Genomic DNA, 19,440 nt, shown 5'->3' with positions numbered 1-19,440 from the left:
CGAACATTCCATGGCCGATATAGCTACTTCATTATCCCACCTGGCCGGATGGCTCCTGCTATTTTTGCTGGTCGTGGTGGGGGTGATAACCATTATTCTTGTCAATTTTTGGCTGGTTCTGAATAGGACACGGCGTAAATTTTCTGATTTATTGAATGCGAACTCGTCTCAGAACGTCGAACAGATGCTCTTGGATCACATGAGAGAAAGGCAGGAGCTTCGCAACAAGACCGAGCAGTTGGAGGAGCGGATTACGACACTTGAGCGGAAGCTACAGAAGTCCAAGCGACACGTTGGCCTGACGAAATATGATGCTTTTCCTGACATCGGAGGAAACCAGTCGTTCACTTTGGCCGTCTATGACGACAATGGCGACGGCGCAATCCTTACGAGTATTGTTGGCCGAGTCGACAACAAGGTCTACGGCAAGCACCTTTCGAACGGTAAGACTGGGCACCCGCTCACTGATGAAGAGCAGGAAGCGATCATGGATGCCGTGCGAACCCACGCGAAGGGCTCCGATTCGGCGTAGTGTTAAAATACAAGGCTGGGTGAGCGACCGCGCGTAGGCATGAGCGAGTTCTTTCAAAACGATGCGATATTGGTGGAGAAAGCACAGAGGGGCGATAAGGCCGCTCTGAATGAACTCATCCGCAAGTATCAGGAACGGACCTACCAGTACGCCTTCCGCCTGACCCGAAATCCCGAAGAGGCGTGCGACGTGGTCGCCGACGCCTTCCTACGCGTCAACAACGCGATCAAGAATTTTAAGGGCAACAGCGCATTCAGCACTTGGCTGTACCGAATTGTGACCAACTGCTATCTCGACCGACGCAAACGCGACCGATCTAAATCGCTGGTGAGCATCGATGCGACCGTCCACCACGACCACGAGGAGATCACGCGCGAAATCGAGGACAGTGGCAACACACCAGACGAGCTGGCGGAGCGCAACCAGCGCGAAGTGATGCTCCAACGCGCCCTCAACAAACTGCCCGAATTTCAGAAGGCGATGATCATCATGTTCCACGCCGAGCAGCAGACTTACGAGGAGATCGCTGAGGCCTTAGACCTACCGCTTGGAACCGTAAAAAGCCGTTTGAACCGGGCGAGGATCAGTCTGAGGGAACTGCTGGCAGAAAACGAGGAACTGTTTAAGGTTTAGTCTCGTCCAACGGACATAGAACGCACGGAGTACTTAGAACACGATGAGCCGAGAAAGAATTCAGGAACAATTCTCAGATTTATTTGAGGGGACGATCGATCCTGGGCTCGGACAGCAGATCAAGGCGAGGCTCGACTCCGATTACGATCTTCAGTCCGACTACAAGCAGTTCGCCGAGACCATGGCGCTCTTGGATACCTTGAAGGATGAAGAGATCGAAGTTCCGACGAACCTTTCGTCGATGATTGCGGATCGGCTGGAAGCCAATGAGAAGAAGCCTGCGTTTTCGTTCGGCCTTATTTGGAGAAATCTTGGAATCGGCGCCTTGGCCTGCGTTGCCATCGCTGGCGCTTTCTTTGCTATTCAGAATCGAAACGCCGCCCAAGCGGTTCAGTCGAGCGTGACGCCAGGAGTCGGCCCGACGCACACCGTCGAGGCTCCGCGAAAGGTTCTCGACACCATCGAAGTTAAGATGATGAATACCCGTCCAGTGCTGACGTTCAATAGCAGTGGACCGAAGAGCCTGAAGATCATGAATCAAGAGGATCAGTCACTGATCCGCAAGTATGAACTGAACGGCAACGAGCTTTCGAACCCGCTGGAGAATACCGGCGAGCAACCCTGCGTCTTCCAAGTCGAAGCTACGGGCGAGGCGACGGACCATTACGTCGTGCTCCCTGGTTCCGCCACGGACTACGAAGCTGCCGGACATGGGAACCTCATCACCTTCGCCAAGCTGTTGGCGACCAAGTATCGAACCGTCGTTCATCTTCAGCTTCCCAAGGACGCCGAGACCGACGTGACATGGGACGTCAACCAGACTTCCGCCAGCGAGGCCGCCAAGGCCGTCCTGAGCTCATCTGAGTACACGATTACGGCCAGCGATGGCATCGTCGTGATTCAGAAGCAAAGCCACTAAAACCAAAATCCTGAACAATTGGCCCATCGCCGTTATGGTGAGGGGCCTTCTGTTTTTTTAGAAGGGAATTTGAAGGCCGTCGAAAGCGAGCCGGACGTGGCTGGGCAGGTTTTCTTCGAACGTGTTGTGGTCGTATTCGTGGCTGAGGTGGGTGAGGAACGCCTTCTTGGGGGCCAGCTTTTCGATGACCGTCATCGCGGCGGCAAAGTGGAAGTGGTTGGGATGCGGCTCGTGGCGCACGGCGTCGATGACCAAGGTGTCGAGGTCCTGTAATTTTGCGATGACCGCGTCAGGGATGAAGTTCACGTCGGTGAGGTAGGCGAAGTCATTGACGCGGATGCCGAGGCATGGGACTTTGCCGTGCAGCACTTCGAAGATGTAGATGTTGAGGCCGCAGGTCTCCAGCATCGGCGGGGCGTCGCGAAGATCGAACCGTGGTACCCAAAGGCCCGAGGGATGATCGACGAAGGCGTACGGGAAGATCCGGCGGATATCGTCTTGATAGCGGGGAAGGGTGTAGACCGGAATGGCTCGCTCCTCGGTGATGCAGAACGAGCGGAGGTCGTCCATTCCCATAACGTGGTCGGCGTGGGTATGGGTGATCAGCACCTCTTGAACAGAGAAGATGCTCTCGCGCACCAGTTGGATGCGCATCTCAGGCGTGCAGTCGATGAGGAAGTTGCCGTCCGGACCTTGGAGCAGGCAGGACGAGCGGGTGCGGTGGTTCTTGGGATTGGCGAGGAACTCGGGGGTGTAGTGAACGCCGAGCATCGGCACGCCGTTGCTGGTTCCTGATCCGAGGATGATCGCCTCGCCCGAAGCCATCGTTAGATTTCGCCGGATCGCTTCAGAACTTCGTACGCGACCTGAGTGCTCGGGACTTCGGTGTACTGGGCGATTCTCTCCAAGCATCGAGCGAAGTTGCGCTCGTTGGAGTCATCGTAGGTGGTTTGCTCTTTTCGAGCTTCGACCACGATCGAGATCGCCGCATCGTAAAACCTCGCGCGGTTCTGGGGCAGGGAGCGGTTCGGCACGGCCGCAAACTCGCGGCTAATTTTTTCGTAGATGGATTCCCAAGAATTCCGAACGAGGAGTTCGGCCTTCATCTTTTCCATCTCGGCTTCCTGCATGCGCCGACGCTCGGCGTCGCGCCGCTTGGCGACCTCCCAGTCGTGGGGATCGGTGCCGTCGATGATTCGAACTTTGGTGGGGGCTCCGAGAACCTTCGCTGTCGTGACTTCGATGAGCCGCGACGTCGAGGCCATTCGCAAATGTCCGCCGAGTTCAGCGCTTCCGTGGGGGACGCCGAGCACGAAGACTCCGTCCTCCAGAGCGACGGGCACAGCCGTCTTCAAGGCGGTCCATACGCCAATTCCGGTGACGCCTTTGCGTACCTCTGGCACAACCTGTTCCCACAACTCAGCGACTTCCGGCATTTGCGATTGAATTATAGTCTTTTCCCTGTAAACCTTGCTTGGGTCTTCTTAGCTTTTTTCGGCTCAAATTCGGCGGTTTTGAAGGGATTCGAGTAGGATATTGCCATGTTCCGTCGGTCGATTCTGATCTTTGCCATCGTGCTTGTTGGCGGTTGCGGTGGTTCGGGCGGAGGATCGTCCAGTAGTGGCATCTGCTCGCCGACGCTGTACGTGCCGAATTATGCCGGAGCTTCCAACCTGACGCTGCGGCGGTGGAACCATCTGCCGATTAAGGTTTATTTTCAAACGAGTACGCAGATTGGGGGGACGACGATCGAGGATTTGGTGCGGGATGGATTTAACAAATGGGAAACGGCCCTCTCGCGCGATTTATGGACGGAGGTCACATCGGCGTCGGGTGCGGACCTCACGGTGAAGGTTCAGGCTTCCTCACCGCAAACAACATTGGCCACGACGACGGTTTACTTTAGCGGTGGCTCGAGCACGTTGACTTCGGCGGAAATGACCATCTACACCTGGCCCTCGATCCCGCAAAACAACTATGACCCGACCGGGTGCCACGAGATGGGGCACGCGCTGGGCATCGGTGGGCATTCGCCGAATAGCTTAGACATCATGTATTACACGGGGAATGCCTCGGGCGAATTGACGACATCCGATTTGAACACGTTGCGAACGGCGTATTGCGATTTCACTGGATTCGCGCATGCCACGGCAGAGCCGACGGGTCCGATTATGTCGGAGACCGAGGTCTTCCCGGCGAAGAAGTAGCTAGTACCAGCCGCGATCCTGCGTGACGAGTCAGGAGCCACCCTCTCCACACTGTAACTGCCTTTGTGGCAGTTACAGCTGCGGACCCCTCATTTCAAGAATTGGGAGGGGGTTGTTTTTGATTACTTAACCGAGACCAGGCCGATGTCTACATGCTGTCGCCCTTGGGGCGAGTTGCAGTGGACGGCGATCAGGTTTTTGCCCTTCTTCAGCGCTTTCTTGGCTTCCGGCGAGAGGTCGGCGAGGACGAAGTTATTGATCGCCCCTTTGCGGCTAAGCGCCAGCACGCCGTTGATGTACACCTCGACGTCGTCATCGTGCAGAAGCAGGAGCTTTAGGTCGGAAGTTGAGTCGAGGTTAACCTCGCGTCGGATCCAAATGTCGGGCGTTTCGGGGAGCCAGGCAGTGTGCGGCACGGCTGGGTTTTCGTTCGTGTAGCGTCCCTTGCCGGTCGACCATGAGGAGTCATCGAACTTGGCCGCGGCCCAGTCGCCGTCCGGCTTGGCATTCGTGTACTTGGAGGAAGCTCCATCGAAGCCAGCGGGCGGGACAAGGAGCTTGGCCCCGTTCTTCGAGTCGTACAGCTTCAGCGTGGCTTCGCGGGCTCGCTTCTGGTCAATCTTGAAGACCTTTCGGTCGTAGGTCATCCACCCGTTGGTTTCGACCTCGACGTCGGTCGTTTGGGTATAGACCGCCGCGCAAAGGCCAAGCGGAACCAGCGCTCGCAGGTTCGTGATGAGGTCCACGTAGGCGTCGGTGACTTCCTTGGGCGAGTTGAACTTGACATAACCCCAGTTGCCCTTGTCGAGCCAGGTGTGGCCCGCAACCGGCAAACCAAGACCACCGAACTCACCGAGGACGGAAGCGCGCTTCTCCTCGAGGTCAGGCATGCCCGGACCAGGATAGACGTGCGCGTCGCTGACGGACCCAACTCCGTGATCTACCCAGCCCGAGGCGTTGTTCACCAGCCGGGTCGGGTCCTTGCGCTCGACGAAGTACGTGATCCGCTCGGTGTCGTACTGGCCCCAGCCTTCGTTGAAGGGCACCCACATGACGATGCTGGGGTAGTTCCAGTGGGTTTCGATCATGCGGGTGAGTTCGGATTCGAACTCAGGCTTGTTGAGGAACGGCTGTTCGGACATGCTGGGCATGTCTTGCCAGACCATGATCCCCATCTTGTCGCAAGCGTAGTAGTAGCGATCCGGCTCAACCTTGATGTGCTTGCGGAGCATGTTGCATCCGTAGTCCTTGATCGCCTTGAGGTCGAACAGGAAGCAATCTTCGGTCGGGTAGGTATGCAAGCCGTCGGGGTTGAAGCCTTGATCGAGGGGGCCGAACATGAAGGTCGGCTCGCCGTTCAGCATCAGGCGATTCATACCGCTTTTGTCTTTGGCGACCTCGATTTCTCGGACGCCAAAGTAGCCTTTCACTTCGTCGAGCTTGTCGCTTCCATCCTCAAGCGAGAGGGTGAAGTCATAAAGATAAGGGGTGTCGGGGCTCCAGAGTTTTGCGTGGCGAATCTTGCCTTCGAAGACCAGCGGATTGGGCAGTCCGCCCTTGGGGCGAAGTTCGGCTTCGATGTCGGCGCCCGGAATTCTCAGCTTGGCCACCGGATCTTTGAACTCACCGGGAACATTCACGGAAATCTTGAACGAGCCATCCTTTTTGGTTTCGACGTGGTAGGAGCGGATATACCGATCCGACACGGGCTCTAGCCAGACGGTCTGCCAGATGCCGCTCGTGCCGGTGTACCAGATGCCGCCGGGCTTGAGAACTTGCTTGCCGTTTGGCTGTCCACCAGTGTTGCCGGGGTCGGTGACTTCGACTCTCAGCTTTTGCGGGCCAGATTCGGTGAGGAACGGGCGAATGTCGAAGGTGAACCGATCGTAGCCGCCGGCATGAGAGCCGACAAATCGGTCGTTGACGTAGACCTTGCAGGACCAGTCAACGGCATCGAAATTGATGAGGACCTGATCGTTGCCCCAATCCTTTGGAATGGTGAACTCTCGGGAATAGATGAGGATATCGCTAGGCTGGACTTGGTAGCCAATGCCGGAGAGGGAAGATTCGACCGGGAACGGAACAAGAATCTTGTCCTTGATCTTGGCTTGCGATTCCGGCGCTACTTTGGCGGCAAAATCCCAGAGACCGTTGAGGTTCATCCACTGCTTTCGCACCATGGCCGGACGCGGATAATCGGGCAGAACGTGGTTCGGATCAACCTTGTCGGCCCAGGGCGTTTTGAGTGGTGAAGGAGCGGGTTTCCAAGTGTCTGCAAGGGCTGTCATGGCGCAAAGGGCGAGAATGACGATCGAACCGATCTTCAAGTCCATCACGTTTGAGTATAGCGGCTCGGGGCCGTTCGATGTAAAATGCCCGAACAATGCTTCTCCTGACGTTGAGCGCTGGTTTTGTCATGTGTAGCCTGAAGCCTTCCTATTTGCGATGCGAAAACTTGGTCGATCCGGTCGGGATCGGCGCGACCCACCCGCGACTGAGCTGGAGGTTGGACAGCGTCCGAGCGGACGCCAAGGACCTTCGGCAGAACTGCTACGAAATCGTGGTGGCTTCGGACCCCAAGAACCTTTCGCCCGAGAAGGCCGATATTTGGTCTTCGGGGGCGGTGACCACCAATCAGAGCTATGGGATTTCGATTCCGACAAACAAACTCCAACCCGACCATGAATATTTCTGGAAGGTGCGAGTGAGGGATCAGGACGAAAAGGTTTCCGATTGGTCGCCGACCGCATCGTTTGGTGTTGGGCTCACCGATCCGGCATTGTGGAAAGCCGAATGGATCGGGTACGACAAGCCCCGCGACGAGACGAAGGAGTTGGGCGGGCATATCCTTCCGCCGCCGGTGTTCTTCCGGCGTTCGTTCGACGTCTCGAAGTCGGTTAAGCGGGCGGTGCTTTACTGCTCGGCGTTCGGCATTGCCGACTTCCACCTGAACGGCAGCAAGATCGGCAACGAATACTTCATGCCGGGCTGGACCGACTATGAAAAGCGCGTTTACTATCACTCGTACGATGTGACAAAGTCCCTGCATAAGGGTGAAAACGCCCTTGGCGCGATCCTGGGCGAAGGGTGGTACGCCGGTTACGTTGGCTTTGGTGGTCAGCGAGAACACTATGGCAAGCACACGCGGCTGATTGCCCAGCTTGAGATCGAATACAGCGACGGCTCGCACGACACGGTGACGACGGGGCCGGATTGGCGGGCGTCGGTCGGGCCGATCCAATATTCCGACTTCCTGATGGGCGAGTCGTACGACGCCCGTTTTGAGCAGGACGGATGGGATTCGGCGAAGTTCGATGCGTCGTCCTGGAATCCGGTCGTGACTGGAGCGACATCGAAGGGCGCTCTGGAAGCGTTTCCCGGCGACCCCGTGCGGTCGTACCAGATGGTGAAGCCGATCTCGGTTTCGGAGCCGACGAAGGGCGTTTACGTTTTCAACCTGGGCCAGAACATGGCGGGCTTTGTTCGGCTGAAGGTTCAGGGCTATCGAGGGCAAAGGATCACGATTCGACATGCTGAGCGGTTGAACCCTGACAACACGATTTACACCACCAACCTGCGTACCGCTTTGGCGACTGAGACATACGTTTGCAAGGGAACAGGCGTCGAGATTTTTGAGCCGCACTTCACCTTCCACGGCTTCCAGTACGTCGAGGTGACTGGCCTGGAAAAGAAGCCAGGCTTGGACCTGGTCGAGGGCATGGCAATTTCCAGCGACACGCCGCACGCGGGCCATCTGGAGACCTCAGATTCGATGCTGAACAAGCTGGTCTCGAACGCCTACTGGACCCAGCGTATGAACTTCATCGACATCCCGACCGATTGTCCGCAACGCGATGAGCGATTGGGTTGGACGGGTGATGCGCAGGCATTCATCCGTACGGCGACCTACGTGACCGATGTTCAGCCGTTCTTCACCAAGTGGCTGGTGGACCTGGACGACGGCCAGCGAGCCGACGGCCAGTATCCGATGGTCGCTCCCGTGAAGGTGGCGGGCGACGATGGCGGTCCGGCTTGGGCCGACGCGGGCGTGATCTGCCCGTGGACGATTTGGCAGGTGTACGGCGACAAGCAACTGCTGGCCAAGCACTATCCGAACATGAAGAGGTTCATCGATTTCTGCGAGAAACGATCGACACCTGACCTCATGCCACCGGCGCAGTTCCACTGCTTCGGCGACTGGGTGAGCATCAACGCGCATACGCCGAACGAAGTGATCTTCCTGGCCTACTTCGCCTACTCGACCCAATTGGTGGCCGAATCCGCGCGGGCACTGGGCCAGATGGACGATGCGAAGCGGTTCGAAGACCTGCACGCCAAACTGGTGAAGAACTTCAACGACCACTACATCGACGTCGACGGAACGGTGAAGGGCGACACGCAGTGCAGCTACGTGCTGGCCCTGTCGTTCGACCTGGTGAAGCCGGAGAGCCGCGATAAGGTGGTGGCGAAGTTTGTGGAGAGCATCGAAAAGCGCAACTGGCTGCTGTCAACGGGCTTTGTCGGTACGCGCGACATCATGAACGCGTTGACAAAGATCGGCCGAAACGACATTGCCCTGCGTCTGCTCCACAATACGGACTTCCCGTCTTGGGGCTTCAGCATCAAGAACGGGGCGACCTCGATTTGGGAGCGGTGGGACGGTTGGACTCCAGATAAGGGCTTCCAGGACCCGGGCATGAACTCGTTTGCCCACTACGCATTTGGAGCGGTGGTTGGATGGATGTATCGCGAACTGGGCGGCATCGAGTACAGTTCGCCGGGCTTCGATACGATTCGACTTCAGCCGTTGTTCGATCCCAAACTGGATTGGGTGAAGGCCAGCTATGATTCGGTTCACGGGCCGATCATGGTGAATTGGAAGCGATCCGGCGGCGGATACGCCGTCGATGTGCAGGTGCCGCCGAACACGACCGCCGAGGTGATGCTGAAGGATAAGACCGAGAAGGTCGGCTCAGGTAAGTATCACTTCCAAGTGAACTAGGCTAGCCGCAACGGACGGTCTGCGTCGTAAACGTGCCGTCTTGCATCAGTTCAATGCTGGTGTAGGACGGCGCAAAGCCCTGGTGAGGGCCATTCCACCAAGATCCAGACACGGAGCCTCCGCAAAGGTAGGTGGTTCCGTCGAATTCGCATCGGTCCACCATGTGCGTGTGCCCACTCAAGCAAAGCTTGACATTGTCGACTTGGCGGAAAAGGTTGATGACTTCGCGAGCGTTGCCAACTTGCGAGCAGAATGAGACCGGCATCGACATCGGGCGAGCCTGAGTCGAGAGGTCGGCCAGCGGCGTGACGCTGAGGAGCGGCATATGCCCTACGACCATCGTCGGCGTCTTTTTGTCGGCTTCGAGCGTCGATCTTAGCCACGCCATTTGTTCACGGTCTACGTGGCCGTAATACGAGACTCGATTTCGGTGAACCGTATCCAAGCCGATAATTCGCCAGCCGCCCACTCGTTCCTCCCAATACCGATGCTTCATCACGAAGGCTTCCATGGCTCGGCGCTTGCCGCATCCGTGAGATTGGTCTCCATCGTCCCACATCTCAATATCATGGTTGCCGACCACAGATAGGTGAGGCTTGGAGACGTTATGGGCTAAGAACCGTGACCAGTTATCAAATTGAGCGGCCTTTTCGGCCTCGGGCTGGTGGTCGATGGACATGAGATTGTCGCCACCGAACAGGAAAAGATCGCAATCGGAGGCTTTCTTGAAAATCCTCTGCGCTCGGTCGTTGATCTCATTGCGGGCAGGAAGGTGCAGGTCGGTGAGGAACGAAATGCGAACTTTACGCTTCTGTGAGGCTAAAGCCACACCGGGAAGAGAAAGGAGCGGAGCCGATCCCAGCAAAGCCAATATGTTGCGTCGACTCAGTTCCATGACAGATTCTTACAAAATTATTATAGATACTGACGCAAAATTCAGCAGAGTGGCGCATAAGAATTTCACTTTTGTAAGAATTGTGTATGACAAGTGCTAAAAAAACCGCGGTGAATTGTTAAGAAATGACACTAGTCAGGATTCTTTGGAACCTGTCTTAACAATTCACCCGTACACTCTTTCAAGTTAGGCAAACCTAACCTTAGCGCCCACCAGAGGCGGAAAAAGCACGATTTCGCAGTCTCGGCCAGCAGGCCGGGACCTTTTTTTGTCTTTAGTGACCCATCTTGGACTTCATCGCCTTCATGGCCGCCTCAGTGCGGCTGTTGACGTGAAGCGCCTTGAGGATGTTGCTGACGTGGTTTTTCACCGTCTTTTCGGCGATGCCAAGCTTGTCGGCGATTTCCTTGTTGCGAAGACCTTGGGCAACGAACTGGAGAATCTCCTGCTCACGGTCGCTAAGGACGAGCAACTCACCTTCGGCTTCCTCGGCAGTGGTGTCGGTTCGCTCGAAACGTCGAAAATCTTCGACGATCTTGGCGGCGACTCGGGGCGTGATCTTGGCTTCGCCTCGCGCTGCGAGGCGAACGCTCTCGATCACTTCTTGCGGTGTCGAGGTTTTGAGAAGGTAGCCAAGGGCTCCGGCACGGAAGGCGTCGAAAATGGAGTCGTCGTCTTCGCGAACCGTGAGGATGACAACGCGGACATCCTTTTCCTTGCGGAGAAGCTTGCGTGTGAGCTCGATGCCGCTTTGGCGCGGCATGTTGATGTCCGTTAGGAGGACCTCGGGCGCTTCGGACAAGCAGGCGTCGAGGGCTTCTTGCCCGTCACGGCAGACGGCGATTACATCGATGTCTTGGGCGAAACCCAGGGTCTTCTGGATCGCCTTTCTATAGTTATCTTCATCGTCTGCGATGACTACGCGGATTTTTTCGGACATTTATAACTTCAGATTATACGGACTCCAGATAGAATGTTGCCAATGTCTTTGTTGAGCGTCAGCGATTTGCACGTGGCATTTGGTTCTACCGAGATTCTTCGAGGGGTCAGTTTTGACCTGAAGGAGGGTGAAACCCTGGGTGTCGTCGGCGAGTCGGGATGCGGAAAATCGATGACCGGATTCGCCATCATGGGGATGCTCCAAGCCCCTGGCAAGATCACGTCCGGTTCCATTCAGCTTGAGGGCCGAGAGTTGGTCGGAATGAGGGAGCGCGACATGCGAAAAATCCGAGGTCAGGATATCGCGCTGGTGATGCAGGACCCATTTACGAGTCTAAATCCGATGATGCGGATCGCGGACCAGATCGCTGAAGCGTACACCTTGCATGAGGGTATCAGCCATGGCGAAGCCCGTCGGCGGGCGGTCGAAATGCTCGATAAAGTTGGGGTTCCCGCACCCGAATCGAGCGCCAACAAGTATCCCCACCAGTTGAGTGGCGGACAGCGGCAAAGGGTGGTCATTGCGATGGCTTTTGCCTGTAAGCCAAAAGTCCTGATTGCCGACGAGCCGACGACGGCTTTGGACGTGACTTTGCAGGCGCAAATCCTCCGATTGCTTCGCGAACTTCAGCAAAAGGAAGGCACGGGCGTCATTCTGATTTCTCACGACATCGGGGCGATCGCTTCGGTCTCTCACCGCATCGCCGTGTTCTACGCCGGTCGCATCATCGAGACCGGATCGGCAGAGCAGGTGCTTCGCCACGCCTCCCATCCATATTCCCGGTCATTGCTGATGTCGTTGCCACGCGCTGGACAAGATCGCTTGGAGAGCATCGGTGGCCAACCGCCCGATTTTTCAAAGCTGACCGGCGAGTGTTCGTTTGCGCCGCGGTGCCCGCTACGAATCGATCAGTGCGCATCGGAGCCTCCCTTGGAGTTCAGCGAGAACGGTGTTGGGTGCGCTTGCTGGCGGGCCAAAGAAGTGGCGAATCTGCCATTTGGAAAGAGTCTGGCCGAGCTTGTTCAGGCCAAATAGAGTGAGGCCACCAAAAGGAGGAGGAGTGGTGGCCCCGGAAGTCTGTCAACGACAGACCTATGGTTTAATTACGCCGCTCACCTTGGGTTTGCTGTGCTTGAACCCGCCTTTCGGCATATTTGCGCTGGCTCCGCCATAGGGGGCGAGGGCCGCTTTGAGGTCGTCGAGCGCTCTCTGGAGGTCGGCGATGGCGTTGGCCTTGTGGCCGTTGCTTTCCCATGTCGTTTTATTGAGAAGAGCGATGGCGTTTTCGAAAAAGTGACCGCCGACGACCAAGTGGACGTTGCTCTCCTTGATCTGCTGGTCAGTGTAGCCCTTGGGGCTCTTGTTGTCCTCTTCCTTCTTGTCCGGTGACTTGGCTTGGGCATTGACCTTCTGCTCGCCCATTCCGATCACGAGTTCGGCATGAGCCATGCGGCCAAGTTCCATTGCATTGGCGCGATTGCCTTGGTAGATGGGGAGGCCTTTGTGGAGTGCCTTTTCGCCCTTGCTGATCTCCTCCATCGCGTGGTGAATGAGACGCATGTTGGGATCTTGGCTAACGGCCGAGTTGGCGTGGTGATGCTTTTGGACGGAGGTGGTTTGAGCCGAGGCCGAAGAAACCGTCAGGACTGCGAGAGCGGCGACGAGGATGTGAATGCTTTTCATTTGAACTGACCTCACTGGGAGCCTTTATGGTTGCTCGTTGGTGATTGAAAGCGCCTAACGTTGGGCGTTTTCTGGGGTTCAAATACGTGGGGCGTTCGTCCTGGGACTTTGCGCCCGAATTAAGTTCGAGGCGTGAAGCTGGTTCCGCATCCGCAACTACGGGCGGCGTTGGGGTTTTGGAAGGCGAAACCGCCACCGACGAGGTTGCCGGTGTAGTCGAAGGTCGAGCCTTCGAGGAAGGTCGCGCTCTTGCTGTCACAGACGATCGTGATGCCATCGACGACCATTTCCAGATCGATCGGCTTGCGAGCGACGTCGAGCTTCATCACGTACTCCAGACCCGAACAGCCGCCGCCTTTCACGCCAAGGCGAAGGAAGACGTCGGGGCGACCATCTTTAGCGATGATTCGCTTCACCTGCTCAAGAGCGGTTGGAGTGACAATGACAGGAAACGTTTGGGTGCTCATTTGTTCGAGACGGCTTGTCGTGGGTGTGAATCGAAGAAGGTGACGTTCGGTTTTTGGCTCTCCAGCATGTCGGCAAGGGTGAGCCGGTCGAGAACGGAATCAACTGCGCCTTGGATGACCTGCCAGAGGCTCCGTACCGAGCAATCGACCGCGTGAGTACAGATATCGAGTGCGCCGCTGTGCTTGCCGCAAAACTCGGCGTCGTAAAGCTTGCCGCCGAGACTGTTGAGCACGTCGCCGATCATGATTTCGTTTGGCTTTCGGGCCAGCGAATAGCCACCAGACTGTCCGCGGGCGCTGGTGATATAGCCTTCCTTACGAAGGATCATGAGCAGTTTGGCGGCGTGGGTGCTGGTCAACCCTTCAAGCTTTGAAATCTCCGGAATTGTGACGCTCCCGCCATCGCCTCGCTTGGCGATTTGGATAAGACAGCGTAGTCCATATTCTTCTTGCGCGGAAAATTTCATCTAGTCGAGCCCCAAAATCAGTTTAGCCTCTTCACTCATCATTTCGATGGTGAACGGCGGATCCCACGTCAGTTCGAGTGTGACTTGACCAATGCCGGGCGTTTGTTTGACGGCGTCCTCGACCTGGCCAGGGAGGATGCCCGCAACCGGACAGCTTGGCGAGGTTAGTGTCATCAGAACGTGCGCATTTTTGTGATCGTCGATTTGAATATCGTAGATCAGCCCGAGATCGTAAACGTTGACCGGAATTTCGGGGTCGTAAACGGTCCGAATCTGTTCGATGACTTCGGACTCGAATAGGCTTCGTTCGATCGTCGACATCGCCCTCGATTCGCCCTGACTTTCGGGGACGGCTTTCGGCATATCTAACTATTCTACGTCAGAAGATTGATTTATAATTGCCGCGTACGACGATGGCAAAGAAGACTTGGCGCGAAAAGCTGAACAACGGCAAGCAACCAGCGGTTGAGGTTCTGGATAAGTCCTATGCAGGCGCGGGGCCAGGAGATCGGATGCTGATACCGACGCCGATGCAAGTGGATGCCTATATGCGCTCGATTCCCAAAGGCGAGGCGCGGACTCTGCAGGAAATGAATAAGGCTTTGGCGACGGAAGCGGGCGCGGAAGTGAGCTGTCCGATGTGTTGCGGAATCTTTGTGCGGATTGCCTCGGAGGCGGCGCACGACGAACTGGTGGAAGGGAAGAGCGAGTCGGAAGTGACGCCGTTCTGGCGAATGATTCCACCGAAGGCTCCGATTCGTAAGAAGCTGACGTTTGATGTCGGGTTGATCGACCGGTTGCGGAAAGCAGAAGGGCTTCCGGTTTAGGGGAAATTTGGCGGTCAGTAAAGGATTCGAACCTTTGGAGCCTTGCGACTCACGGGATTAGCAATCACGCGCATTCAACCACTCTGCCAACTGACCGGGCAGATTCAACTTCGACTGAACGAAGAGCAGTGGATTGCGGTTCGAATCATTGCTGACTGAAAGTGTACCTGAGTTGGGGAAAATGGTAGAAAATGGTATAATTTCTACCATGGGCCTGAATATCAAGAATGCCGAAGTCGAGCGTCTGGCGACCGAAGTCGCGAAGGCAATGGGCGTTTCGAAGACCGAGGCGATTAGGCAGGTGCTTCAAGATCGGGCTCAGGTTCTTGGCATTCCCGATCGTCGGAAGAGTCTTGAGGAGTTTCATCGAATGCTTGAGAAAATGTGGGAAGAGAATCCCTCGATTAGGCAGACCAAGATCACGAAAGAGGACTTCGACGCGATTTTCGAATGAAACTGGCCACGGTTGACGCATCGGTCCTCGTTTCGATTCTCATGGGCGAATCCGGCTGGGAAGCGCTCGAAGCGATTCTCTTGGGAATCCAGCCAATGATTTCAAGTGCGACCATTCTTGAGACTTTTCTTGTTCTGCGACCAAGGTTGGGAGACTCTGCTCAGGAATTGATTGATCGGGCGTTGGCAGACTATGGCTTCACGGTTACCGACTTTAGTCTCCGTCATTTAGCAATTGCCCAGACTGCCTTCGAGAAATACGGAAAGGGCCGACATCCGGCGAAGCTCAATTTTGGTGACTGCATCGTTTACGCCACGGCTAAGCTTTCTGATACACCGCTCTTGTTTGTGGGTGACGACTTTGCCAAAACGGACTTGGAAGTCGTTAGGATTCCTGAAGCCTAGTCGGCGATGGGTACACCGGTCGGATACCAACCATCTTCGCGCATTTCGTAGGTGGTTTCGCCGATGATGGTGCCCAGCGGGTAGCCAGCGCCATCGAGGTGTGCCGCCGGATGGTACGCAGTGAAGGACGAGTCCAGGAAGACCGCTTGGGTCAGGATGACGATCTTGTCGGCGTTATCGACGGGCGACTCGATGGAGTCGGAATCTTCGAAGTAGACATACTCGGTCGATTCCCAGCCAGCATCGGTGTAGATTTCTAACCAACTGGCGATGGGCTGGTCTTGGGTGTACGAAGTTGCGATCCGGTAGTAGGGCGTCAGGAGCCAACAGGTGACGGCGCTAGCCGACTGGATGTCCTCGAACTGGCCGTACCAAGGTCCAACCGCGATTTGGTAGGTTCCGTCGGAATACGAGGCGTTGATGGTGAAGGTGTCTTCGATGGTCGGAACGATGGCGAATGCTTCATCAGATTCAGAATCGATGCGGATTCGACCGGTTTGCTCTCTAGAGTCAAGCTTGTCTCGAAGGCTTTCCAATTCGGGGATCATGAGAAGGAAAGTGGCAGAGCGGGAGGGATTCGAACCCTCGAGACGTTGCCGCCTACACGATTTCCAATCGTGCTCCTTCGACCACTCGGACACCGCTCTATTGGTCGTTAGTTATTATGGCTGATTTTTGTTCCGTGTAAAGACCGCGCCTAGTATTTCCACTAGCCTATGGCGCAAACACAAACGAAGTGCGGAGAGATTGGCCTACATAAATGTCGGCGATAAAGCGAGTGCCCGGCTGACTCTCCATGGTTGCCGAACTGATCTGCCGATCGGCTTCGCCATGATGTAGCGCAAGCACCAACTTGGCAAAGAACTGATCGGGTTCAATTTCGCGCACGTCTAGTCCGCTCGTTCGCACTCCCTTTACGAGTACGCCAGAGTCCTGTCGGCGGACGGCCACAAACGATGTCGGCACGCTGATATTTGGTGCCTCAAGGCAAATATTAATGAGCTTCCATCGGTGTCGATCGAGGCGGCGGCAAGCTACGATTGTGGTCGTGCCAGCTTCGTCGTAAGAACCCACCAACTGCTCGCTGTAATCAATATACATATCCGGATCGAACTTTCCGTCCTTTCGGGCATAAAGCTCGTGAGTCGAGTCCCAATGTCCACCGACACTTCGATACTCTTTGTGGAGCACTTCGAATTCCTGGCGCGACACGGGCCCGTCGATCCTCGATTTAGGGCGATAGGCGTTTCGAACAAGACGTAGAATTTCCCTTTGAAGCATTTCCTCGCTCATGCCGGGAAACGACATGGCCTCATCATAAATGAGGAATGGATCATCGGGCGGACGAAGAGCGTTGGGGCGTATTGTGAGTCCATCAGAGTTCTCGAAATGAAGGAATCGCTCTGGACTGCCATTCAGGGAGGCTCCGTTGAAATCCGTTACAGGGAAGTCATTGATCAGGGCTACGGGGAACGTCGGCCAAGTGCTCAAATCGTCAGGTACGCCGTATGAACCCAATCGAGGGGGTCTAAATACGTAATCGGGATTTGACGAGACGAAGGCGCATCGAATTAGCCAAAAGAGCCATGAATCATTCCATGGAAAGCCAATACTACGGGGAACTGTTCGGCAGTACTCGTTGATGACCGAGATTGCGCCGTCGGTGCCTAGCCGTTGAAGCGCATTAGTGGCCCGGATAAGCCTTAGAGGATCGTTCGGTTCAGAAGATCCATCGTCGAGTTGCGTAAGGAAGTCATTGGGTCGCCACATGACGTTTAGAATCTTCCTAAGCAAAGGCTCTGGTACAAGGCTAGTTGGTGGGGGCTTCAGTTTGAAGAAGTTGCGGGTCCCAACGTCGACCACACCATCCTCAATTTCGACGGTCCCCAGGGTAGGACAGGTGACTGGCCCATCTAGTCCGTACTGCCAGGTTTGCCGGTTGTTTTCAATACTGAAGACAATGCGGTCTGGAGGACCAAGAAGACGACGAACTTTGTCTTCGCTCCATCCGTTTTTGACACCGTCGATGGCTTTTACGAACTCGGCTCGGGAGCGAATGTTCCCGTATGAATATTGCTGGTGTGCAAGAACGAGAGCTAGACAAGCCCCAACCATAACCTCATTATCCGCCAATCACGGTTGAGAAACAAGGTTAGAACTAACCCAGAGACTGGGTTAATTCTAAGCCATTACACCAGGACAGCCAAGAGGTCGGAGGTCTCTTGCAGGCTTTCTTCAAATGCTTGCAGAGCGAAGTCGACCTGGTCGGCGTTGATGACGAGCGGCGGTTCGAACCGTAGGACGCGCGGGTTGTTGAGCGCATAGGCTACACAGACGCCGCGCTTCATCAACTGGGCGACGACGACCTCGCCGACTTCGTCCATGGTGAATTCGACGCCGATCATGAGGCCCCGTCCGCGGACTTCCTTCATCAGATCCGGGAATTTGTCCTTGATCGCTTGAAATCCGGCAAGCATTCGCTCGCCCATGACTTTGGAGTTCTCGACGATTCCGCCGGTTTCCAAAACCTCCATGGCCGCCAATCCTGCGGCACAAGCGAGCGGATTGCCGCCGAAGGTGCTGGTGTGGGCCATGGGATTGTCGCCAAAGACCTTGTCGTAGATCGCTTGGGTGAAGATGGTGGCTCCGAGGGGAATGACGCCGCCGCCCAACGCCTTGGCCAGCGTCATGATGTCGGGGGCGACACCCTCGTGGTTGCAGGCAAAGACGTATCCGGCACGGCCAAGTCCGCTCTGTACTTCGTCGAAGATAAGGAGCGCGCCATGCTTGTCGCAGGCTTCGCGCGCAGCCTTGAGGTAGCCGTCTGGCGGGACGATGATGCCGCCTTCGCCTTGGATGGGCTCAACGATGAAGCAGGCGGTTTGGTCGTCGATGGCGGTGGACAGGGCTTTGATGTCGCCGTATTCGACGAAGGAGACACCCGGCATCAGCGGCTCGAACTTCTTGCGGTACTTCTCGCGTCCGGTAGTGGAGAGGGCGCCGATGGTTTTGCCGTGGTAGCTTCCGTTGGTCGACACGATTTTCATTCGTCCCGTGGTTGCCTTGGCGAACTTGAGGGCCGCTTCGACGGACTCGGTTCCGCTGTTCGAGAAGAAGGTGATTTGGAGATCGCCCGGCGTCATGTGCGCCAGCTTTTCGGCGAGATCGGCCGCCTGCTTGCTGAAAAAGGCTTTGCCGCTTAGGGCGAGGTGATCGAGTTGGTCTCGAACCGCGCCGACGATTTTGGGATTTCGGTGGCCGAAGGTGAAGCAGCCGTAGCCGCCGAGGCAGTCGAGGTATTTCCGGCCCTCGTGATCAAAGATGTAGCATCCTTCGCCGGTCATCTCTACGCCGAATCCGGCGAAGCCCATGAGTCGAGCGAGGTTGGGGTTGATGTACTTGGTGTACTTATCGTACACGTCTTGGTACAACGCATCCGCGTCCATACCGAAATTATACGGGGTAGGCGGGGGTGTCGGTTTCGATTAGTAGTGATAGCGGCACTGGACTATCTCGATGCAGTCGTTTTCGACTCGATACACGAGGCGTTGCTCTTGGTCAATGCGACGAGACCACCAGCCGGATAATTCGTGCCGCAAAGCTTCGGGACTTCCTAGGCCCTCGTATGGGGTTCGCTTAATTTCAGCAATGAACCTACTGATTTTGGTCAGCTTCTTTAAGTCATCTTGTTGCCACGAAACGTATTCTTCCCATGCTTCGGGAGAGAATTTGACGTTCATAGTTCAACAATGATGCCTTCGCCCTTTTCGATCGACTCAATCGACCTTGCCAGGCGAGCGGCATTCTTCGGGCTCCTCATCAAATAGTAGGTTTCCTCCATTGATCGATAGTCCTCGAGAGATATTAAGACGACCGGATCAGCCTTTTGCCGCGTAACCACCAATGGCTCATGGTTCTCGCAGACCATGTCCATGGACTTGGCCAAGTTGGCTCGCAACTCGGAGTAAGTTATTGGTTTCATAGAATCATTGTACCATTTTCTGTACAAT

The 19,440-nt window shown here is 55.9% G+C and carries 23 protein-coding genes and 2 tRNA genes; 9 read left to right on the top strand and 16 right to left on the bottom strand.

Annotated elements, in window-relative coordinates; translation table 11 throughout:
• Window positions 1-10 precede the first annotated feature (10 nt).
• The 3 genes from GC165_16190 to GC165_16180 are packed head-to-tail and all read left to right on the top strand — an operon-like array spanning window position 11 to window position 2,084.
• Window positions 11-532 (top strand): DUF4446 family protein, encoded by a 522-nt coding sequence (locus GC165_16190; GenBank protein MBI1334409.1) that lies wholly within the window; start codon window positions 11-13, stop codon window positions 530-532.
• Between the two features lie 39 nt (window positions 533-571).
• A complete protein-coding gene (locus tag GC165_16185) occupies window positions 572-1,165 on the top strand; it encodes a sigma-70 family RNA polymerase sigma factor (protein ID MBI1334408.1) in 594 nt (197 codons plus the stop codon).
• 43 nt (window positions 1,166-1,208) lie between these two features.
• Window positions 1,209-2,084 (top strand): hypothetical protein, encoded by an 876-nt coding sequence (locus tag GC165_16180; protein MBI1334407.1) that lies wholly within the window; start codon window positions 1,209-1,211, stop codon window positions 2,082-2,084.
• A gap of 57 nt (window positions 2,085-2,141) precedes the next feature.
• On the opposite strand, the gene GC165_16175 is transcribed toward GC165_16180, so the two are convergent.
• Window positions 2,142-2,996 carry an MBL fold metallo-hydrolase gene (locus tag GC165_16175; protein MBI1334406.1) on the bottom strand — a complete coding sequence of 285 codons (855 nt, stop codon included), beginning with the start codon at window positions 2,994-2,996 and terminating at the stop codon, window positions 2,142-2,144.
• Entirely contained in the window at window positions 2,912-3,520 is a 609-nt protein-coding gene (locus GC165_16170; protein ID MBI1334405.1) for a hypothetical protein, read from the bottom strand. Before GC165_16170 ends, GC165_16175 begins: the two co-directional genes overlap by 85 nt.
• A gap of 105 nt (window positions 3,521-3,625) precedes the next feature.
• Between GC165_16170 and GC165_16165 the strand changes: the two genes are divergently transcribed.
• Entirely contained in the window at window positions 3,626-4,291 is a 666-nt protein-coding gene (locus tag GC165_16165) for a hypothetical protein (GenBank protein MBI1334404.1), read from the top strand.
• 122 nt (window positions 4,292-4,413) lie between these two features.
• Here the strand turns inward: GC165_16165 and GC165_16160 are convergent, their stop codons facing one another.
• Window positions 4,414-6,624 (bottom strand): glycoside hydrolase family 2, encoded by a 2,211-nt coding sequence (locus GC165_16160; protein ID MBI1334403.1) that lies wholly within the window; start codon window positions 6,622-6,624, stop codon window positions 4,414-4,416.
• Between the two features lie 50 nt (window positions 6,625-6,674).
• Between GC165_16160 and GC165_16155 the strand changes: the two genes are divergently transcribed.
• Window positions 6,675-9,293 carry a Bacterial alpha-L-rhamnosidase gene (locus GC165_16155; GenBank protein MBI1334402.1) on the top strand — a complete coding sequence of 873 codons (2,619 nt, stop codon included), beginning with the start codon at window positions 6,675-6,677 and terminating at the stop codon, window positions 9,291-9,293.
• Window position 9,294: 1 nt separating this feature from the next.
• On the opposite strand, the gene GC165_16150 is transcribed toward GC165_16155, so the two are convergent.
• Both GC165_16150 and GC165_16145 read right to left on the bottom strand, forming a co-directional pair.
• Window positions 9,295-10,188: a hypothetical protein gene (locus tag GC165_16150; protein ID MBI1334401.1), complete on the bottom strand. Its 894-nt coding sequence runs from the start codon at window positions 10,186-10,188 to the stop codon at window positions 9,295-9,297.
• Between the two features lie 274 nt (window positions 10,189-10,462).
• A complete protein-coding gene (locus GC165_16145; GenBank protein MBI1334400.1) occupies window positions 10,463-11,128 on the bottom strand; it encodes a response regulator in 666 nt (221 codons plus the stop codon).
• Between the two features lie 33 nt (window positions 11,129-11,161).
• Between GC165_16145 and GC165_16140 the strand changes: the two genes are divergently transcribed.
• Complete coding sequence (locus GC165_16140) at window positions 11,162-12,163, top strand: ATP-binding cassette domain-containing protein (GenBank protein ID MBI1334399.1); 1,002 nt, start codon at window positions 11,162-11,164, stop codon at window positions 12,161-12,163.
• A gap of 57 nt (window positions 12,164-12,220) precedes the next feature.
• Here the strand turns inward: GC165_16140 and GC165_16135 are convergent, their stop codons facing one another.
• The 4 genes from GC165_16135 to GC165_16120 form a co-directional block, all read right to left on the bottom strand.
• Complete coding sequence (locus GC165_16135) at window positions 12,221-12,811, bottom strand: hypothetical protein (GenBank protein ID MBI1334398.1); 591 nt, start codon at window positions 12,809-12,811, stop codon at window positions 12,221-12,223.
• A 119-nt stretch (window positions 12,812-12,930) separates the two neighbouring features.
• Window positions 12,931-13,278 (bottom strand): iron-sulfur cluster assembly accessory protein, encoded by a 348-nt coding sequence (locus GC165_16130; GenBank protein ID MBI1334397.1) that lies wholly within the window; start codon window positions 13,276-13,278, stop codon window positions 12,931-12,933.
• The gene (locus GC165_16125) at window positions 13,275-13,745 is read right to left on the bottom strand and encodes an Rrf2 family transcriptional regulator (GenBank protein MBI1334396.1); all 471 of its coding nucleotides are present in this window, start codon (window positions 13,743-13,745) and stop codon (window positions 13,275-13,277) included. The genes GC165_16130 and GC165_16125 overlap by 4 nt, the downstream gene beginning before the upstream one ends.
• On the bottom strand, window positions 13,746-14,108 hold the full coding sequence (locus GC165_16120) for an SUF system Fe-S cluster assembly protein (GenBank protein MBI1334395.1): 363 nt from the start codon (window positions 14,106-14,108) through the stop codon (window positions 13,746-13,748). It lies immediately after the preceding gene.
• A 50-nt stretch (window positions 14,109-14,158) separates the two neighbouring features.
• Here GC165_16120 and GC165_16115 point away from each other — a divergent pair, with 50 nt between their 5' ends.
• The gene (locus GC165_16115) at window positions 14,159-14,572 is read left to right on the top strand and encodes a hypothetical protein (protein MBI1334394.1); all 414 of its coding nucleotides are present in this window, start codon (window positions 14,159-14,161) and stop codon (window positions 14,570-14,572) included.
• An 8-nt stretch (window positions 14,573-14,580) separates the two neighbouring features.
• On the opposite strand, the gene GC165_16110 is transcribed toward GC165_16115, so the two are convergent.
• A tRNA-Ser gene (locus tag GC165_16110) sits at window positions 14,581-14,668 on the bottom strand.
• Window positions 14,669-14,780: 112 nt separating this feature from the next.
• On the opposite strand from GC165_16110, the gene GC165_16105 reads away from it, so the two are divergent.
• Window positions 14,781-15,026 carry a protein transcription factor gene (locus tag GC165_16105; GenBank protein ID MBI1334393.1) on the top strand — a complete coding sequence of 82 codons (246 nt, stop codon included), beginning with the start codon at window positions 14,781-14,783 and terminating at the stop codon, window positions 15,024-15,026.
• Window positions 15,023-15,430 (top strand): PIN domain-containing protein, encoded by a 408-nt coding sequence (locus tag GC165_16100; protein ID MBI1334392.1) that lies wholly within the window; start codon window positions 15,023-15,025, stop codon window positions 15,428-15,430. Before GC165_16105 ends, GC165_16100 begins: the two co-directional genes overlap by 4 nt.
• Here the strand turns inward: GC165_16100 and GC165_16095 are convergent.
• The 6 genes from GC165_16095 to GC165_16070 all read right to left on the bottom strand — a co-directional run bounded on the left by GC165_16095 (window position 15,427) and on the right by GC165_16070 (window position 19,412).
• On the bottom strand, window positions 15,427-15,978 hold the full coding sequence (locus GC165_16095; GenBank protein MBI1334391.1) for a hypothetical protein: 552 nt from the start codon (window positions 15,976-15,978) through the stop codon (window positions 15,427-15,429). The two genes, GC165_16100 and GC165_16095, sit on opposite strands and share 4 nt — an antisense overlap.
• Before the next feature lie 11 nt (window positions 15,979-15,989).
• A tRNA-Ser gene (locus GC165_16090) sits at window positions 15,990-16,077 on the bottom strand.
• Window positions 16,078-16,144: 67 nt separating this feature from the next.
• Window positions 16,145-16,738: a hypothetical protein gene (locus GC165_16085; GenBank protein MBI1334390.1), complete on the bottom strand. Its 594-nt coding sequence runs from the start codon at window positions 16,736-16,738 to the stop codon at window positions 16,145-16,147.
• Window positions 16,739-17,619: 881 nt separating this feature from the next.
• On the bottom strand, window positions 17,620-18,876 hold the full coding sequence (locus GC165_16080) for an aminotransferase class III-fold pyridoxal phosphate-dependent enzyme (protein ID MBI1334389.1): 1,257 nt from the start codon (window positions 18,874-18,876) through the stop codon (window positions 17,620-17,622).
• A 39-nt stretch (window positions 18,877-18,915) separates the two neighbouring features.
• The gene (locus GC165_16075; protein MBI1334388.1) at window positions 18,916-19,170 is read right to left on the bottom strand and encodes a Txe/YoeB family addiction module toxin; all 255 of its coding nucleotides are present in this window, start codon (window positions 19,168-19,170) and stop codon (window positions 18,916-18,918) included.
• Window positions 19,167-19,412 carry a type II toxin-antitoxin system prevent-host-death family antitoxin gene (locus tag GC165_16070; GenBank protein MBI1334387.1) on the bottom strand — a complete coding sequence of 82 codons (246 nt, stop codon included), beginning with the start codon at window positions 19,410-19,412 and terminating at the stop codon, window positions 19,167-19,169. The genes GC165_16075 and GC165_16070 overlap by 4 nt, the downstream gene beginning before the upstream one ends.
• Window positions 19,413-19,440 lie beyond the last annotated feature (28 nt).

It is taken from the genome of Armatimonadota bacterium (genome assembly GCA_016125185.1).
GTDB lineage: Bacteria > Armatimonadota > Fimbriimonadia > Fimbriimonadales > Fimbriimonadaceae > Fimbriimonas.
Note: the sequence above shows the minus strand (reverse complement) of the source record. Positions and strands in the feature narration are given on the sequence as shown.

Bases quoted from the DNA above. Each gene is read 5' to 3' on its own strand.
- GC165_16170 (MBI1334405.1), bottom strand. From the start codon at position 3,520: ATGCCGGAAGTCGCTGAGTTGTGGGAACAGGTTGTGCCAGAGGTACGC.
- GC165_16145 (MBI1334400.1), bottom strand. From the start codon at position 11,128: ATGTCCGAAAAAATCCGCGTAGTCATCGCAGACGATGAAGATAACTAT.
- GC165_16115 (MBI1334394.1), top strand. From the start codon at position 14,159: ATGGCAAAGAAGACTTGGCGCGAAAAGCTGAACAACGGCAAGCAACCA.
- GC165_16085 (MBI1334390.1), bottom strand. From the start codon at position 16,738: ATGTCGTTTCCCGGCATGAGCGAGGAAATGCTTCAAAGGGAAATTCTA.
- GC165_16160 (MBI1334403.1), bottom strand. From the start codon at position 6,624: ATGGACTTGAAGATCGGTTCGATCGTCATTCTCGCCCTTTGCGCCATG.
- GC165_16080 (MBI1334389.1), bottom strand. From the start codon at position 18,876: ATGGACGCGGATGCGTTGTACCAAGACGTGTACGATAAGTACACCAAG.
- GC165_16130 (MBI1334397.1), bottom strand. From the start codon at position 13,278: ATGAGCACCCAAACGTTTCCTGTCATTGTCACTCCAACCGCTCTTGAG.
- GC165_16070 (MBI1334387.1), bottom strand. From the start codon at position 19,412: ATGAAACCAATAACTTACTCCGAGTTGCGAGCCAACTTGGCCAAGTCC.
- GC165_16095 (MBI1334391.1), bottom strand. From the start codon at position 15,978: ATGATCCCCGAATTGGAAAGCCTTCGAGACAAGCTTGACTCTAGAGAG.
- GC165_16100 (MBI1334392.1), top strand. From the start codon at position 15,023: ATGAAACTGGCCACGGTTGACGCATCGGTCCTCGTTTCGATTCTCATG.
- GC165_16180 (MBI1334407.1), top strand. From the start codon at position 1,209: ATGAGCCGAGAAAGAATTCAGGAACAATTCTCAGATTTATTTGAGGGG.
- GC165_16190 (MBI1334409.1), top strand. From the start codon at position 11: ATGGCCGATATAGCTACTTCATTATCCCACCTGGCCGGATGGCTCCTG.
- GC165_16155 (MBI1334402.1), top strand. From the start codon at position 6,675: ATGCTTCTCCTGACGTTGAGCGCTGGTTTTGTCATGTGTAGCCTGAAG.
- GC165_16105 (MBI1334393.1), top strand. From the start codon at position 14,781: ATGGGCCTGAATATCAAGAATGCCGAAGTCGAGCGTCTGGCGACCGAA.
- GC165_16140 (MBI1334399.1), top strand. From the start codon at position 11,162: ATGTTGCCAATGTCTTTGTTGAGCGTCAGCGATTTGCACGTGGCATTT.
- GC165_16135 (MBI1334398.1), bottom strand. From the start codon at position 12,811: ATGAAAAGCATTCACATCCTCGTCGCCGCTCTCGCAGTCCTGACGGTT.
- GC165_16120 (MBI1334395.1), bottom strand. From the start codon at position 14,108: ATGCCGAAAGCCGTCCCCGAAAGTCAGGGCGAATCGAGGGCGATGTCG.
- GC165_16125 (MBI1334396.1), bottom strand. From the start codon at position 13,745: ATGAAATTTTCCGCGCAAGAAGAATATGGACTACGCTGTCTTATCCAA.
- GC165_16150 (MBI1334401.1), bottom strand. From the start codon at position 10,188: ATGGAACTGAGTCGACGCAACATATTGGCTTTGCTGGGATCGGCTCCG.
- GC165_16165 (MBI1334404.1), top strand. From the start codon at position 3,626: ATGTTCCGTCGGTCGATTCTGATCTTTGCCATCGTGCTTGTTGGCGGT.
- GC165_16075 (MBI1334388.1), bottom strand. From the start codon at position 19,170: ATGAACGTCAAATTCTCTCCCGAAGCATGGGAAGAATACGTTTCGTGG.
- GC165_16185 (MBI1334408.1), top strand. From the start codon at position 572: ATGAGCGAGTTCTTTCAAAACGATGCGATATTGGTGGAGAAAGCACAG.
- GC165_16175 (MBI1334406.1), bottom strand. From the start codon at position 2,996: ATGCTTGGAGAGAATCGCCCAGTACACCGAAGTCCCGAGCACTCAGGT.